We start from the raw sequence: 17050 nt of genomic DNA, 5'->3' as shown, positions 1-17050 counted from the left end.
TGCTAACCTTGGTGCTTCTACATCCATAAGATAAATATTTGGTGCTAATATTCTTTTGTCTACTATTTTATACATATTACTCCTCCAATTTTATATTTTTAAAACCTTTCCAAAACAATATATAATGCAAAATTTATGCCAATTAATATATTCATGCATTTAATTAAAAATAAGCTGCAAAGCATTGAAATAAGGCAATTTGTTTTTTAGCTTAATATTATTCACTTTACTTATTAATGCATTCTTAATACATAATTAAATTAAAAATGCTGTAAAAAGCAAAAAGCACAATTAAGTGCTTTTTGCAACGATACATTTTTGATTTAAATTAATACATATTTGAATTATTTTTTAAACTTGTTTACTATCAGTATTGTAAGAAACTTTCTTATTACTGCCATATTCACGGTCTGCAGCATTTGCATCTGGAACATTAAGCATTGTAAGAAGTGTAATAAATGCAACTGCTAACATTATAAGCAATCCATAATAAGCTTGTGTTAGCTTTCCTGCCTGGTTCATTGCTGCCATATAAGAAACTGCAAAAGCTAATGGGATAGCTTGAAGAGTCATAATCCATCTGTTAGCAGCCTGATATTTTTTACGTCCATAAACATATGAAGTTACGCAAGGATGCATTGTAGGCACACCTCCAGTCATGCAGGCAACACCAAAGGCCCAGGTAAGCATTAATACTGAATTTCCGCCTACAGGCATAATTGCCAGCGGAATAACTGCAAATAAATACAATACAGTTAATAATAAAGAAGCCTTTATTGAACCCCATTTATCATCAAATACTCCAAGAACATAACTCATAGGAATTCCCGCAATAGCACCGATGGATAAATATAAAAGACCTTTTGATACAAATAGATTTGGAACATCATTAGGACCACTTAAGGAGATGTAACGTACAGCCATATAAGCCATCATTGCTGTAATAACAAATTGTAATATACCATAGGAAATAATAAGCTGCCAAGCTCGTTTATCTGTAATAATCTCTTTAAAAGTAACTGTTTCGCTGTCATCTACTTCTGAAACAGGAGCTTTATCTGCACCATCTGGGAAAAGCCCAGCTTCTTCAGGGGTATCTTTCATAAATACTGCTGTTAAAAGAGCTGTTATTATTATAATTATACCCATTGTAGTATAAGAAGCTTTAATTCCAATGCTATTTGCAAGCTTTGTTAAAACAGAAACACCAACAACAGAGAATAATGGACTTCCTGCAGTAATTACCCCCATAACACGTCCACGATATTTAATAAACCAGTTGCTGCATAGCATAAAACCACCCATCTGAAGGGGTACAACTAAAACACGTACTAAAAATAGACTTACAGTATAAAGTGCATAGTTATCACCTGCAACTGCTAACCCCATACAGGCTAAACCTAAAACAACAGTACAGGGAATCATGAATTTTTTTACCCCAAACTTAACTAATGCAGTACCACAGATTAAATAAAATATTATAGTAAATGTACTTCCATAAGTAACAGGATTTGTAACCTTTAAATCATCCCAGCCGTAAGTTGCTTTCATATATGGCGTTAAAATATTGATATGATCGTTCATAAGACCTGAGTAAAAGAACATGTATACCACACCAAGTATCATAAATATAATGGAATACTTTGCAAATTTTTTATTTTCAAACATTTAAATTTTCCTCCTTAAAAATATATTATTTTTATTAAAACGTTTTCTAAACTGATGATTAAGATGATTATTTAAAAGTCCATTAATATTATTTTTGTATAAATTCAATTAAAACACCCGAATTATCCCTTATGAACATAACAGGATTTCCTTCCATTATTACCTCGTGAGCAATATCTACTCCATTTGCTATTAATTTTTCTTTAAGCGCTTTCATATCATCTGTCAAAAATGCTACATGTTTAGTTCCAACGGTCTGCAAATCAATATTTGGAAACAACCGATCTTCTGGCAGTGATTTTGGCTTGTCATATTGAAACAGTTCAATTTCAAAATCCCCATTTTTTATAAAAACAATACGTGCTTTAATCGGCGGTATATAGTCATCCTTGATAACTTTAAAATCTAGATTTTTTTCATACCACTTAATAGCTTCATCCATATTGTACACACTAATACCAACGTGTAATGGTTTATAAATTTTCCCCATGATTTTCCCTCCTTTCTTTAAAATTTAATATAACACCTGCACACCTGAAACAACTTAACTTTTAATATTAATTGTTTCAAGTATGCAGACATTAATTACTTAATTAAGTCTAAGTTTGGCATCAATAGTACACGCGCTGCATCTATTTCGCCAGCTGCCAATTTATCCAGCATACTAACAGCATCCTCTAATGGTGCTTTTAAAGTTGTATAAGCTGAAAGATCAAATTTACCAGTTTTTATCATATCAAATAACATAGTTATTTCTTCCTTTGTATAAGTAAAGGTAAACTTTAAATCATATTGATGAGGTCCTAATGCTGCAGTAACCAGCTGATATGGACGTCCATCGTTTCCAATTAACATAATTTGTCCACTTGGCATACATAAAGATATGCAGGTGTCTATTGAATATGGATTTCCTGCAGCCTCAAAACATACCTGAGCACCGTTTGCCTGTTTAAGAAGACCTTTTGCTTTTTCAATGCTTGATGGATCATTTGGATCAAACACATAATCAGCACCGCTTTTTAAAGCTAGTTCTCTCTTTGACGCAAGCGGATCAAATGCTATTAATGTAGAAGCACCAGCTAATTTAGCTGACTGTATAACCGCTAGTCCAACAGAACCGCAGCCAGATACTACAACACAATCTCCAAGCCTCATATCAGATCTTCTAACTGCATGAAATCCTACACCAACTAAATCAAACAAAACTGCCTGTTCCATTGAAACACCATCTGGAATTAAGAAAAGCTCATTTTTAGGAAATTTAGATACAATATATTCTGCATATGCTCCCTGTGTATCAGGTCCAATACCTAATGTATTGAAAAAAGCATTTACACACGTATTAGGATGACCTGTATTACAAGAGTAGCAATTTCCGCAATCTCCAGGAGGCCCTACAGCTACACGATCCCCTGGTTTAACACAGTCAACATTTTTCCCTACTTCTTCTACAATACCTACAGCTTCATGTCCTGGAACAAGTTCCCAATCAAACATACCTTCCATTGAGTATGCATGTATATCAGTTCCACATATACCGCAATACATAATTTTAACTAATACTTCATTTTCATTTATCTGTGGTTTTGGAATATCAATAAGTTCCATATTTTTTACACCATGATATTTTACTGCTTTCATTGAAAATCCCCCTTAATCTTTTATTAGTTTGCTAAAATGCCTCAGAAAAATCAAAGGTTGCATATGGCTTTGGAGGTGCTGGAACATATTCTGTTACTCTTTCAGGACTATATGCCCATGAATATGTAGGCGGTCTGTCTGGTGCATATTCAGGCGGGAATGGTTCCATTTCATGAGCATCACCTATTTCTACCCAGCTTTTATCAAATGGAGTCATAAACATTCCATAAACATGAAGATGCCATATTTTCCAATCTCCATCTTCATTGATGAAATCACAGCCATATCTCATCCATGCCCAATGAGCTTTTACAGCTTTATCTTTTGAAAACATTCCTCCTGTTATATGCCCTGGTGATATCCAGACAGCTTTGGCAGTTTTTAAATCATCAGCAATTTCAATTACTGGAGTAGATAATGCATGAACTGCCATAACCCCAGGCCCTGTTACTTCATTTTTATGATAGTTAGAATAACATCTTTTTACTCCTTCATATCCGTCATATACTCCCCAGTTCATTTCCACTCTTACATCACTTTGTTTTTTTGTAAACAATTCACAAATATCATCATATTTTGCTGCTGTAAGCATAAAAGCATAAGTTCCCATCACATTTTGAATTTTTCTATAAGCATCATTTTTTAAAGTTATTAATTCAAAAGTTTTCTGATCCATAATAATCCTCCCATTTGATTGAATGAATAATTATTTCTGTAAACGTTTTGTATAAATTTTAGCATTTAAACACATTAAAGTCATTGTGAAAAATTCAAATTATACTGTAAAATTTGTTAGATAATTACAATATAATCTATATTAAAAATATCCCCCCTCCCTGTAAAATCTTAATAAATATAAAACATCAACGTTTTCCATTATTTGAAAGTATATTTTTGCTTGATATGTTAGTAAATCATTGTCAAATAGTAAATTTTCATGGTACACTAAACTCATAGTATTAAAATTTTTAAATACTTCAGAAAACGTTTTGTGACTTTAATTTAACATAAATCTAATTTTATATCATTATGCAAAATGTAAAAAATGGAATTAATTTTGATAACTTTTTACAATAACATATAAATTAAAAGGAGTATCTGCTATGAATATAAGCATTTCAATGATAGTTGAAAAACTCAATGATTATAATATTACTAGCTTAAAAGAAAATATAAATTACACTACTATCAAATCTGTAAGATTGCTGGAAGCAGATCAGACTACATTTGAACCCGATTTTTTATATGTAGGAAAATATTGTGATTTTAAAGACATAATTAATAAGCCGTCTTTTGCAAACCTTTTAATTGTTTGTGAAAAACCTTGCGAAACAACTGACCTGAGCCACATTAAAGGAAATATAATTTTTATTAATAGTAATGATAATATACTAAAAATATTTAACAAAGTTCAGGATATCATTACTTTATATGTTAATTGGTTTACAAATCTATTAGAAGCCTTATTTAAAGATAAAGGACTTACCTACATACTAAATATTGGACAAGAACTTTTACATAATTCAATTCAGGTAATTGACACTAGCTTCTCTTTGCTTGCTTATACTAATGATGGGGAAGTTGATGATCCTGAATGGAATGAGCATATAAAGTGCGGATACAACTCATATAAAAACATTGTACAGCTAAAATCCGGAAAATATATCGAAAAAGTTTTTAAAAGCGAAGGCCCGTTAATTCTTCATCCTCCATTTTATAAAAACCGGTTACTTATGTCCAATATCATAATTGATGGTAAAATTATAGGACATCTTGCCATAAACGAATGCAAAAGACCTTTTTTATCTTCAGATTTTGAACTGGCATTATTTTTAAGCGACATTATATCTTCAGAACTTAATAAGAATAAGTTTTACCAGAATACTAAAGGCAGAATGCATGAACATTTGATTGTTGGCTTATTAAATAATGAGATTACAGATCCATTAGTTATAGAAGAAAAAATACGAACAATAGGCTGGGATCCAAAAAAAAATTTACATTTACTTACTTTTGTTTCTGATAAAGAAGATACTGCCAATACACCTTTTACCTATATTAAAAATACTCTTGATTCAATGATAGTAACTGGTAAATCTGCTATATTCAATGACCATATAGTTATGATTATTGAACATAATAAAGGCGAAATCTTATCCAAGGAAATTATGCATAAAATCGAGGTATTTTCTGAAAAAAATATGCTAAGATGCGGCCTTAGCCGCCCTTTTAACGACCTTGCATATATTCGAAAATACTATGCTCAATGCCTGACTGCAATTGAATGTGGAGTATATTTAAAAAGAAAGTGTTTCTTATTCCCTTATGAAGAATATGCCATTTATCATACTTTCAAACTGTGCATGAATACTATTGATCTTAAAGATTTATGTCATTCAGCTGTTTTAAATCTTATTGAATACGATAAGAAAAATAATACAAAATATACTCAAAGTTTATATACATACTTAGATTGCGGACTGGATATTTCCCTTTCTGCAAAAAAGCTTTTTATTCATCACAACACTATGAGATTTCGTATTGAAAAAATACAGAATATCTTAAATATAGAGCTAAATGAGGGAAATCTAATTCAAAAATTCTATTATTCCTATAAAGTATTAGAATTTCTTGGTGAAATAGATTCAATATTATAAAATCTGGTTTAGCAAAACTATATAAAATAGTTTTGCTAAATCCTAATTTTATTTTAGAAACTAATAAGTACCATATTTATATGTTCTTGTTGGAACATCGTTAAGATCTTTCTTATCAATAAAGGCTACCATACGTACAATAGAACCGTCGCCTTTATGCCAGCGGGTTGGAAAGGCACAAATTACGCAGCGCTTTCCAAGAACTTTATCTACATCTCCTCCTACGTTTTCCCAGGCAGGAATATTACGCTTTAAAAACACCTCATGAACAGGCTCCCACTTTGGATGGTCTTCCTTAGCTTTGCGTCCAGGGAAAAATGTATTTTCATACAAATCAATTACACGTGGAACTAAAGGTCCAGGACCGTGCTGAGCCATGTAAGTAGCACAAGGATGATCAAGAGCCTGACAATCAATACCAAAACCTGATGCACCTTGCTGTACAAGCCATTCTGCAGCTTCTTCAGAAAGACCTGGGCTCCACAGGAAGTATCTATCGGAATCGCTGTATAAGCGATGCCAACCGGTTACTATTATTGCAAAATCTCCAGGTTGAAGTTTGGGTTCACATTTTTCAAGCATTTCTACTGTAATAGTCTGCATTGGCGTACACTCAACGCTCCAAACAACCGCTGGAGCAATAAACTTTTCCAGTGCAACTTCATCTGTAAAAGGACTCTCCTGACATACATGAGAAGGAGCATCGTAGTGCGTTGAAACATGCTGTGGAAAACCATACATAAGCTGAGTTCTGCGATTAAACTTGGACATATATTGCACAGGAGTAGTATACGGCTGTGCTCCTGCAGGCCATGTGGGCTGATCATTTCCCCATGGATGGGATAAATCAACCATAACCATATCACTGTTAATTGACCACTTACCTGGAAGATTCTTCTCAGGAGTTGAGTAATCTAATAAAGGTGTGCCATAGGTATCATCTTTATATGGCATTTTCTCCATTGGTAAAGGATATTCAAACATATTTTTTCCTCCTAAATTTTATTTATTTATACTTCACATATGAAATATATAGCTTAATAAAAACAAGTAATTGTACTAAACACCGCGTCTTCTGCGTCTTCCTTTAACTTCTTCAAAGCTGCCCACAGGAACAGGTGCCTCCGGAGTTTTTGGCTTTACTGCTCCAGCCTTTTGTATTGCTTCATATTTACAAGCTTTAATACATTCTAAGCAGCGGCTGCATTTTTCCTCTGAAACAACATGTATCATACCAATGCTTCCTGCTATGGCATTTTCAGGACAAACCTCTTTGCATTCTCCACAGCCTTGACACTTTTCAGGAAGAACATGAATTGTAATATATTTTTTGCAAACAAGAGAAGAACATCTTTTTCTCTTAATGTGCATTTCCCACTCCTCTTCTTGCTCTTCTAAAGTTAAAAGCAATTTGTCTGCAGCTGTACGAGCAAGCTCACAACTGCTATTTTCTTTAACTGCCTCTGAAAGTTCTTTAAGAAGCTCAATATCCTCTGCTTCTCCTCTTCCCTGAGCAGCATCATTAATAATTTTATAAATCTGTGTAGTACCTTCACGACATAATACACATTTACCGCAAGATTCTTTTCTTGCCTTATCGAATATTTTCTCACACCATTCAACCACACAGAAATCTTCTTTATCTATCTCTTCTATTACTGGTATTATTCCAGCTGTTTTTTCACAACTTATTTTCATTTAAGTCCACTACCTTTACTTATTTATTTAAATTTATAATCTCCCCAGAACTTCACCTTTGATATATCAGTTCTCAAATCACACTGAAGACAGCGTCCTGCCTCACACTTAGCCTTAATCTCATCAAATCCTGAATCTATCTTTAAGAAACAGTTTTTCCTTTCCTGTACCGGAGTTATTGCTGTTTCTTCACGCTTTAAATCACCAAAACCTATTCTCTTTCCTATATTTCCATCAACTTTTTCACGTTCATATAATACTTCACTTATATCACCATTGCCTCCAAGGAATAAATCAATTGATTCCGCTGCCTTTCTTCCGCTTGCAATTGCCTCAATTACGGACTTGGTACCATATACAGCATCACCAGCAGCAAATACTCCTTTTTTGCTTGTTTCCATCGTTTCTCCCTTAACAGTTATAAGGTTTCCTCTGTTAAGTTCTATACCAAAGTTTTCATCAATATCTGGATACTGTCCTGCAGCAAATATTACAGTATCTGCCTCTGTAATGCTTTCAGAGCCATCTACAGCTTCAATTATAAGTTTTCCTTCAACATCAAAAGAGAAGTTTTTAACATCGATGTGTCTTACTCCTTGAATATGTTCACTTGTTCCTTCAATTTTTAAAGTAGATTTTGAATTTTGAATCAATACTCCTTCCTCTTCCCCTTGGTATATTTCCTCCTGATCAGCCAGCATAGCCTGTCTAGACTCAAGACATATAACATTTACTTCTTTAACTCCAAGTCTTACAGCTGTTCTTGCACAATCAAAGGCTACATTTCCTCCACCAATTACAGCAACTTTCTCTCCAAGGTCTATTCTCTCCTTTAAGCTCACCTTTCTTAAAAAATCAACAGCAGTATAAACTCTTAAAGAACAAATGCCTTCAGTAAAAAATTTACGTCCCTTATGTGCACCAATAGCAATAAGAACTGCATCAAATCCTTGTCCAGTTAATTCTTCTACTGATTTTATCTCTGTATTTGTAAATATTTCTACTCCAACAGCTTTTATAAAATCTATTTCTTTTTTTACTATTTCCCGTGGCAGCCTATATTCAGGTATACCTACTGACAGCATACCTCCAGCTAAAGGAAGCTTTTCAAATATAGTAACAGCATGTCCTTTTTTTCTTAAATATAATGCTGCAGTCATTCCTGACGGACCTGCACCTACTACTGCTACTTTTTTACCTGTATCAGGAAGTGTGCGCATTGCTTTTTCCTTCCAGACTTCAATAGTATCATGTTCTACAGCGTAACGCTTTAGATTGCGTATTGATATTGGCTCATTTAACTTTGTACGTTTACAAGCTGATTCGCATTTATGATTGCATACATACCCAAGAGAACCTGGAAAAGGCAGTTTCTCTCTTATTACAGCTACTGCATCACTATATTTGCCTTCTGAAACAAGACGAACATAAGTTGGAATATCGGTATGCGCTGGACACTCCGCTTTGCAAGGTATAAGAGCCTGTTCTCTTGGAATATCCTTTCTAAATACCCCTTCTTCATCTCTTAAAGCACCTGTAGGACATACTTCAACACAGGCACCGCAAAACCTGCAGTCAGCTTCCTTTAAAGGTAAATCTTTTTCTGTACCAACGTATACTTCACCATTATTTTTGTTGTATTGTAATATGCCTACTCCTCTTATATCAGAACATGCCCTGATGCATCTTCCGCATTGAATACATCTTTCCATATCCCTAACTATTAATGGGTTGCTTGCATTAATTTTTATATTTTTCTTTTCAATTCTTCTTAATCTAGAATGAGCTACACCTAAATACTGAAGCATAGCCTGAAGCTCACAATTTAAATATACCGGACATGATGTACAGTCTGCAGGATGTGAAGCTAGCATAAGTTCCATAGCCACTGTCCTTAAGTGACTTAACTTATCAGTTTTTGTCCTGATAACCATTCCATTCTTAACCTCAGTATTGCAGGATGTAACTGCTCCATCTACACCATCAATTTCAACTACACAAAGCTTACAGCCTCCCTGCGGCTTTAAATCAGGATGAAAGCACAGGTGAGGAATATATATATCTGCTTTTAAAGCAGCCTCTAATATTGTTTGACCTTGAAGTGCCTCCACTTGAAGACCGTTAATTGTTACTACTACCTTTTGCATATAAAAACTCCTTAGATTATATTTGTTAAAACATTGCAAAACTCTTACGTAAAATTTAAAAGCAAATTCAATGCCAACATTTAAAACTTTTTCTTCATTTTTTATTTTGTTTGCAAATGGCTAAACCATAGTATTTAGTAATACTTTCACCTTTCTTAAACTTTCTGCTTATTAAAATAAACATCAATTATAATTCACCTCTGGATTGAATAATTCACTATTGGATTGAATATATATAGAACTTATGTTAAAATTTAGTCAATACATCAGATTGGAGGCGTTGTTATATTGAATAATAAATATATACCTAACCCTGAACTTATTGAAATAGATGAAGAATTAAATACCCTTAAAGATTTTATTCCTGATGAAAACGTATTAAAAATAATAAATGCCTATGATGCATTAATAAATAAACTTAAATCCAGACTTCATAAACTTGAACTTGAAAGTGCATCTCATATAAGTCTCTATATGATGGGAGACATTCTTCTTGATGGAGTTTGTCTTGTTGATTTAGAAAGCCGCGTTGTTTCTATTAATGATAGCTATAAAAAACTTACTGGTCTTACAGAGGAAGAGGTTATCGGACAAAAAACAGAAGACCTTCTGAAAAAAAAGCTCATAAGCGTATCGATAACTCCTAAAGCTATTAAAGAAAAAAGAAAAGTTACTGCTTTAAGCAGCAACAGAACTGGAGACAAAACCTTTCTTATTACCGCTCATCCAATATTTGATGAAGAAGGCAATATAAAAGGAGCCTTGTCTATTTTAAGGGATATGACTGAGCTTACTAATCTTCGCCGCAATCTTGAACAAGCCTCTGAACAAAATGAAAGATATCTTAGAGAACTGAAAAAAATTAAAACTAACCAGATAAACAACAGCAGTATAATAGGTGAAAGCTATAGCATGCTTAAGCTTAAGGATCTTATTCAGCATATTGCAACAACTGATGCAACAGTTTTAATTACTGGTGAAACTGGTACAGGAAAAGAAGTAGTTGCAAGGGAAATTCATGCCCGAAGTGAACGCTGCAATGGGCCTTACATTAGAGTAAACTGTGCTGCCCTTCCTGAAAACCTGATAGAATCAGAGCTTTTCGGCTATGAAAAAGGTGCCTTCACTGGTGCACTCAGCAACGGTAAAATAGGTATGTTTGAACTAGCAAATAACGGAACCTTGCTTTTAGATGAAGTCAGCGAAATTCCTCTTCCAATACAAGTAAAACTTCTTAGAGTACTTCAGGAAAGGGAAATTATGCGTTTAGGTGGTACAAAAAGCATAAAGCTTAATGTAAGAATAATTGCAGCAGCCAATCAGGATTTTCAAAAGCTTATTAACGAGGGAAAATTCCGTGCAGACCTTTATTACAGGCTGCTTGTAGTTCCTATAAAAATACCTCCTCTAAGAGAAAGAAAAGATGATATCCCTATTCTTTCCTGGTATTTTCTTGACAAATTTAATACAAAATATAGAAGAAATAAAAGATTTGAAAGAGAGGCTCTTTATTTTCTTGAGAATCATTATTGGCCAGGCAATGTAAGAGAGCTTGAAAATGTTATAGAAAGACTTGTTGTTATAACAATGGAGGATACTATAACTTCTCAGGATGTTCAAGAAATTTTAAGTATTAATAGTCCTGTTAATAGTAATACTATAAAAACATTTCCTGCAGTTGGTTCTACTTCCTTAAACAGAGCTGTAGACAGTTTTGAAAAGGAATTGATTGCAGACGCACTAAAAAAATACGGAAGTACATATAAAGCTGCAAAAGCCCTTGGAATATCTCAGTCCACTGTTTTTCGAAAAGCTCAGGCCTTCGGACTTTTAAACAAAGAACGTGCTTAAAAAGTTTAAGACCTGCCTTTTGGCAGGTCTTAAACTTTTTAATATGGAAGCCAGCATTCCATAAGCTTATCAATAGGAAACTTTGACAATACTTCTGGACCATTTTCTGTAATTAATACCATTTCTTCAAGACGCACACCGTCGCGCTCACCCTTCATACCTGCATAGGTTTCAACAGCTAAAACCATACCAGGCTGAAGTTCAACTTCTGGTCCTTTGTTGTCCATATAAGTTTTAGCTACAAATGGTCTGTCATGAAGTGAAAGCCCAAGACCATGTGCCACACAATATGGATCTATAGATGACCAGTCTTTATGCCCCCATACAGCAGGATCCTGTGGGAAAGCTCTTCCTATATCATAGTTTGTATTTCCTGGCTTACAGGCAGCTATTGCATCTCTAAGCCATCCAAGAGCCTGATCATAGGTTGCCTTTTGTTTGTCTGTAGCCTTTCCACAGCAGAAAGTACGATATACGCAGGACTTATAACCTAAATAAGATGCTCCGTCAACGTCGATATAAACAAGATCTCCAGGACGTATTGGTCTATCTGTAAAAGTCCAGTTATAAGGATTTGTATTGTAGCCTGACATACAAACAAGATCTTCTGTATGGTCGCAACCCTGCTCATATAAAGCTTTTATTCCTATACCAACAAGATCCATCTCTCTAACTCCAGGACGGATAGCCTCAACTATTGGTGCAAAAGCAAACTCTGTATTTGCAGCAACCATTCTCATAATTGAAATTTCGTCTACAGTTTTAATCATTCTTGCTTTGTCCATTGTTGATTTAGCAATTTTACAAGTTATACCTCTTCGTGCAAAAGCTTCAACATAATGCGCAGAAAGTACAGTTCCATCTATTCCTATAGGCTCATCTCTTACTCCTGCTTCCTCCATAAGTTCAATTACAGCATCTACTTGTCTTTGTATAGTACCTGAATCTGCACCTAAATCGGATGCTGCAGGTCCGCTTCCAAGGTTCGGTCTTACACGTCCCTTAAGCCAAGGCATTCTTTTATTTGCTTCCTCTAAGTTAGGACTGCCATGGAAGGTAGGATCACCTTTTCTAGGACAAAATACAAACTGATATTCTCCTGGCCTATTCGGTGTAGTTATATAAATGGAAGTCAGGTAGCGTATATTATCAGCACTAAAAGTCATAATACTTCCAAAACCATCTTGAGCTAATTGTTTTTGTGCTCTTTCAAGACGCTCCTTTCTAAGTCTGTCAAAATTTATACGCTCCTCATAATCTACTGCAAATTTTCCAAAAGACATAATATACCTCCATAAATTCTTTATTCAATAAAATCATCAGAATCAATATAATCTACTGCATTATAACCAGCCATTCTTCCGCTGTTTACAGCAAAGCCCATTGTATTTCCAGGGAGAAGGAAACAGTAGCTGTCACCAAATATATTGCAGGCATCAGTTCCACAGGAATAAAGACCTGGAATCTTGAAACCTTTTTCGTTTAAAACTTCCATTTTATCATTTACATTTATACCTCCAAGACTTCCATAACCTGCAGGGAAATGTCTTGCAGCATAATATTTCTTTCCTTTTATAGGTCTCATATATTTATGATTTTTAAAGAAGAAGTTATCATAAGAACCTGCTCCCTCATTGTACTCTTTAATAGTTGCTTTAAGATTTTCAAGGTTAATTCCTGTCTGATTACATAATTCTTCCAGAGAATCTGCTGCAAAGAAGTTTCTTGTTTTCTTTTGTTCCTCATTATGAAGAATGCTAAGACCTGATGCTTCCGTTTCTTTTCCTGATAGATAAGTTTCAACCTCCTGATCCCACTTATCAACAGTTTTAATATTATGATGGAAAGTAATATAATCAAGCCCCTTCTTTCTGTAATCATCAATGATACTGTCATCAATTATAGTGAAAGCAACTCTTTCTCTCTGCCTTGATATTGCATTTCCTGTATATACAGTGTTATTCATTATTTCTTCGTTTATAAATCTTAATCCATCTAAATTTACCATAAGGTTTGGCTGTCTCATAGTCTCACTTATAGTTTTAAATACATCAGTTACACCTGGAGTAGTATAGGTAAGTTCCATGTTAGGCTGAGTTTTTGCTCCTCCAACCTCCCACATCATTTTTAAACCGTCTCCTGCTACTCCCGGTATTCTAAAGGAGTGCAAATCCTTACCCCATTCATAGCCCATATTCTCCTTAATCATATCCGGGTTATCTCCAAAGCCTCCTGTTGCAACAATAACACAGCTGCATAATGCTTCGGCAGTTTCACCATCAGCATTTTCAATTAACACTCCTGTAACATGTCCGTTTTCCATTAATATTTTTTTAGCTTTTGTCTTAAAGCATATTTCTACTCCTAATTCTTCAGCTCTGTCAGTTAATGCTTTAAACATATTTGATGCTGCTCTTTCTGCTGGTGCATTGCTTCCCTTGGTCTTAACAACGTGCCAGGTCTGCTTAGACTTTTCAAAATATTTATAGCTGTTTAAAAATTCAACCCCCATGCTCTCTATCCATTCAATAGTGCTGGCACTTTGTTCTATATACTTTCTTACAAGTCTTGCGTCAACTCTCCAGTGTGTGTATTCCATAAACATCTTGAAGGCATCTTCTTTTGTAAAGTCAACCATCTGTGCCTTTTGATACTTTGATTCAACCGCAAAGAAACCCATACCCATATTAGCAGCACCGCCTAAAGTACTGCCTTTTTCAATTACTATGACACTTGCATCTTTTTCTGCCGCTGCAACAGCTGCAGCAATACCTGAGGCTCCTCCGCCTACAACTATTACATCAGCTTCCATATTTTTCATATAATTTCCCTCCTAGTAAACTATTTATTGAACTGTTTTTATTATAGAGCTTTTCTTTTTTTGTTTAGACATTAATAAATATAAACATAATAAAATACCTATCGCACTGAATACAGCAACAGTTATAAAAGCAATACCGTAGCCTTCCCCCATATCTTTAGCTGTTGCTGCAAGCTGCGGCCCAAGTATTCCGGCAAATCCATAGGCTATATATAAAAATCCATAATTTACGCTTAAGTTTTTTATACCAAAGTTGTCCGCTGCTACTGGAGCAATCATAGCTGCAAATCCCCCATAGCAGGCACCAACAACAAATAATGCTGCTATAAACAAACTACCGCCTGCTGTTGATAAAATAATCATTGAAAGTCCAACTAACATAAACATTATAATCATTGTTTTATATCTTCCAGCTTTATCAGACAAGGTTCCCCAGGCAAGCCTTCCACAGGCATTAAATACTGATATAATACCTATAAGTACAGCTGCTTTCTCTGGTGAAAATCCCTGCATTTCCTGCAGAATTGAAGATGCATGTCCCATTATCATAAGTCCAGAGGTAGTTCCCATGGTCAATAATGCAACAATAAGGTAAAACTCCTTTGTTTTTATCATCTCCTTCCAAGTCTTATCTTCTACCGTAGAAACAGCATTAGTCTTTTTAATTTCTGGCCTGAAGTTTTTAGGAACCTCTCCTAAGAAAACTGCCAAAATAATAATAGCTATGAAAAACAGCACACCAAAGATTTTATATACAGTAAGTACACTATGATTTTGCATAATTCTTGCTGCTGTTGGTGCCCATATTACAGAACCTGCTCCGTAGCTTCCAGCTAAAAGTCCTGAAACCAAACCTCTTTTATCTGGAAAGAGCTTTACTCCATAAGCCATAAGGCAAGGATAAAGCATACCTATTCCTAATCCGACAATAACTCCGAAAATTATATATAAATAAATAAGAGAGTTTACGAATCCTGTAAGGATTAGTCCGCCGCCATAAAGTACTGCACCAATCATAATATAATATTTTGTTGTAATTTTTTCCTGAAGCTTTCCAATAAACATTGGAGACATTGTAGAGACAAATACCTGAATAGTAAAGGTAAGTGAAGTTCTGCCTGTACTCCATCCAAACATCTTTATAAGAGGCTTTTGAAACACGCTCCAGGAGTAACCTATTCCTGCACATACAGCTATAACCATAGCAGCAATAAGATATATCCATCTTTTATTTTCAAATTTCATTTTGTCACATCCTACATTATTGAAATATTTTCTGGAATTATTAGCTTAGCATCTGTTTTAGCTATAACTTCATCTATAGTTACACCTTCTGCTATTTCACTTAGTTTAAGACCTTCCTTAGTTACATCAATTACACAAAGCTCAGTAACAATTTTGGTTACCACTCCTGCACCGGTTAGAGGAAGCTTACACTTTTTAAGTATCTTTGGGTTTCCTTTTGCTGTATGCTCCATAGCAACAATAACCTGCCTTGCTCCATTAACAAGATCCATTGCTCCGCCCATTCCGACTATTTTCCCTGGTCTGCTCCAATTAGCTATGTTACCCATCTCATCTACTTCAAGGGCACCAAGAACTGTAGCCGCCAGATGACCTCCTCTTACAATAGCAAAGCTTGTTGCACTGTCAAAAGTAGAGGCTCCTTCAACTAAGGTAAGATATTGAGCACCAGCACCTGTAAAATCATCATCTTCCTTACCAGGCTCTGGTGAACCTCCATAACCTAAAAGACCATTTTCTGTATGAAGAAGCACACCTTCTTCAATATAGTTTCCAACCAAAGTGGGTATACCAATTCCAAGGTTAACTACATCCCCAGCTTTAAAATATTTCGCTACTTTTTTAGCAATAAACTCCTTTGTATTACTCATCAGCTACACCTCCCTGCTATCAAGAATCATATGAACAAATACACCTGGTGTTATAATTTCATCTGGATTTAAGCTTCCTGCTGGAACAATTTCTTCTGCCTCAACAATAACTAATTTTCCTGCCATGGCTACCAGCGGATTGAAGTTTCTTGATGTTCCACGGTATACTAAGTTCCCCATTGTATCAGCCTTATGTGCTTTTACAAGTGAAATATCTGCTTTAAGAGGAGTTTCAAGCAAATAAGTTTCTCCATCTACTTCTATTTTTCTCTTTCCTTCTTCTATAAGGGTTCCTATTCCTGTCTTAACAAGCACTCCGCCAAGACCAGCACCTCCGCAGCGTATTCTCTCTGCCAGAGTTCCTTGAGGTACTAACTCAAGTTCAAATTTTCCTTCGCTTGCTGCTTCTCCTGCCTCTGGATTCATTCCAACATGTGAACATATATATTTCTTGACCTGGCCGCTTCTAACAAGCTTTCCATTAGTTATACCAGGGTCGCCTGCATCATTAGCAATAATAGTAAGATTTTTAACTTTTGATTCAACCAATAAGTCTATAATTTTATCAGGATTTCCTCTATTGGCAAACCCTCCAATCATTATTCTCTGACCATCTTTAAACTGCTCCATTATCTTAGCTTTACTAACTACTTTATTCATATAAGTACATCA

14 protein-coding genes are annotated in these 17050 nt (G+C 34.8%); 2 read left to right on the top strand and 12 right to left on the bottom strand.

Going from position 1 to position 17050, the window contains the following annotated elements:
• Positions 1 to 351 precede the first annotated feature (351 nt).
• The 4 genes from M2651_RS09475 to M2651_RS09460 all read right to left on the bottom strand — a co-directional run bounded on the left by M2651_RS09475 (position 352) and on the right by M2651_RS09460 (position 3985).
• The gene (locus M2651_RS09475) at positions 352 to 1668 is read right to left on the bottom strand and encodes an MFS transporter (RefSeq protein ID WP_252132114.1); all 1317 of its coding nucleotides are present in this window, start codon (positions 1666 to 1668) and stop codon (positions 352 to 354) included.
• Between the two features lie 88 nt (positions 1669 to 1756).
• Positions 1757 to 2158: a VOC family protein gene (locus tag M2651_RS09470; protein WP_252132113.1), complete on the bottom strand. Its 402-nt coding sequence runs from the start codon at positions 2156 to 2158 to the stop codon at positions 1757 to 1759.
• 95 nt (positions 2159 to 2253) lie between these two features.
• The gene (locus tag M2651_RS09465) at positions 2254 to 3309 is read right to left on the bottom strand and encodes a zinc-dependent alcohol dehydrogenase (RefSeq protein WP_252132112.1); all 1056 of its coding nucleotides are present in this window, start codon (positions 3307 to 3309) and stop codon (positions 2254 to 2256) included.
• Between the two features lie 31 nt (positions 3310 to 3340).
• Positions 3341 to 3985, bottom strand: coding sequence for a nuclear transport factor 2 family protein (locus tag M2651_RS09460; protein WP_252132111.1), 645 nt, complete (start codon positions 3983 to 3985; stop codon positions 3341 to 3343).
• Between the two features lie 427 nt (positions 3986 to 4412).
• Here M2651_RS09460 and M2651_RS09455 point away from each other — a divergent pair, with 427 nt between their 5' ends.
• Entirely contained in the window at positions 4413 to 5966 is a 1554-nt protein-coding gene (locus M2651_RS09455) for a PucR family transcriptional regulator (RefSeq protein WP_252132110.1), read from the top strand.
• Between the two features lie 60 nt (positions 5967 to 6026).
• On the opposite strand, the gene M2651_RS09450 is transcribed toward M2651_RS09455, so the two are convergent.
• From M2651_RS09450 to M2651_RS09440, 3 genes are all read right to left on the bottom strand, one after another.
• Positions 6027 to 6950: a cyclase family protein gene (locus M2651_RS09450; protein WP_252132109.1), complete on the bottom strand. Its 924-nt coding sequence runs from the start codon at positions 6948 to 6950 to the stop codon at positions 6027 to 6029.
• Positions 6951 to 7025: 75 nt separating this feature from the next.
• A complete protein-coding gene (locus tag M2651_RS09445) occupies positions 7026 to 7664 on the bottom strand; it encodes a DUF362 domain-containing protein (protein WP_252132108.1) in 639 nt (212 codons plus the stop codon).
• A 23-nt stretch (positions 7665 to 7687) separates the two neighbouring features.
• Positions 7688 to 9811, bottom strand: coding sequence for an FAD-dependent oxidoreductase (locus M2651_RS09440; RefSeq protein WP_252132107.1), 2124 nt, complete (start codon positions 9809 to 9811; stop codon positions 7688 to 7690).
• A gap of 288 nt (positions 9812 to 10099) precedes the next feature.
• Between M2651_RS09440 and M2651_RS09435 the strand changes: the two genes are divergently transcribed.
• On the top strand, positions 10100 to 11662 hold the full coding sequence (locus M2651_RS09435) for a sigma-54 interaction domain-containing protein (protein ID WP_252132106.1): 1563 nt from the start codon (positions 10100 to 10102) through the stop codon (positions 11660 to 11662).
• Between the two features lie 38 nt (positions 11663 to 11700).
• On the opposite strand, the gene M2651_RS09430 is transcribed toward M2651_RS09435, so the two are convergent.
• From M2651_RS09430 to M2651_RS09410, 5 genes are read right to left on the bottom strand one after another with little or no spacing between them, the layout of a single operon-like run.
• Positions 11701 to 12945: a M24 family metallopeptidase gene (locus M2651_RS09430; RefSeq protein ID WP_252132105.1), complete on the bottom strand. Its 1245-nt coding sequence runs from the start codon at positions 12943 to 12945 to the stop codon at positions 11701 to 11703.
• A 20-nt stretch (positions 12946 to 12965) separates the two neighbouring features.
• Complete coding sequence (locus tag M2651_RS09425; RefSeq protein WP_252132104.1) at positions 12966 to 14483, bottom strand: FAD-dependent oxidoreductase; 1518 nt, start codon at positions 14481 to 14483, stop codon at positions 12966 to 12968.
• 24 nt (positions 14484 to 14507) lie between these two features.
• On the bottom strand, positions 14508 to 15728 hold the full coding sequence (locus M2651_RS09420; RefSeq protein WP_252132103.1) for an L-lactate MFS transporter: 1221 nt from the start codon (positions 15726 to 15728) through the stop codon (positions 14508 to 14510).
• A gap of 11 nt (positions 15729 to 15739) precedes the next feature.
• On the bottom strand, positions 15740 to 16378 hold the full coding sequence (locus M2651_RS09415; RefSeq protein ID WP_252132102.1) for a 3-oxoacid CoA-transferase subunit B: 639 nt from the start codon (positions 16376 to 16378) through the stop codon (positions 15740 to 15742).
• 3 nt (positions 16379 to 16381) lie between these two features.
• Positions 16382 to 17038: a CoA transferase subunit A gene (locus M2651_RS09410; RefSeq protein ID WP_252132101.1), complete on the bottom strand. Its 657-nt coding sequence runs from the start codon at positions 17036 to 17038 to the stop codon at positions 16382 to 16384.
• Positions 17039 to 17050: the final 12 nt, after the last annotated feature.

The organism is Clostridium caldaquaticum (assembly GCF_023806125.1).
Classification (GTDB): domain Bacteria; phylum Bacillota; class Clostridia; order Clostridiales; family Clostridiaceae; genus Clostridium_AT; species Clostridium_AT caldaquaticum.
This window is presented reverse-complemented; position numbering and strand designations above follow the sequence as displayed.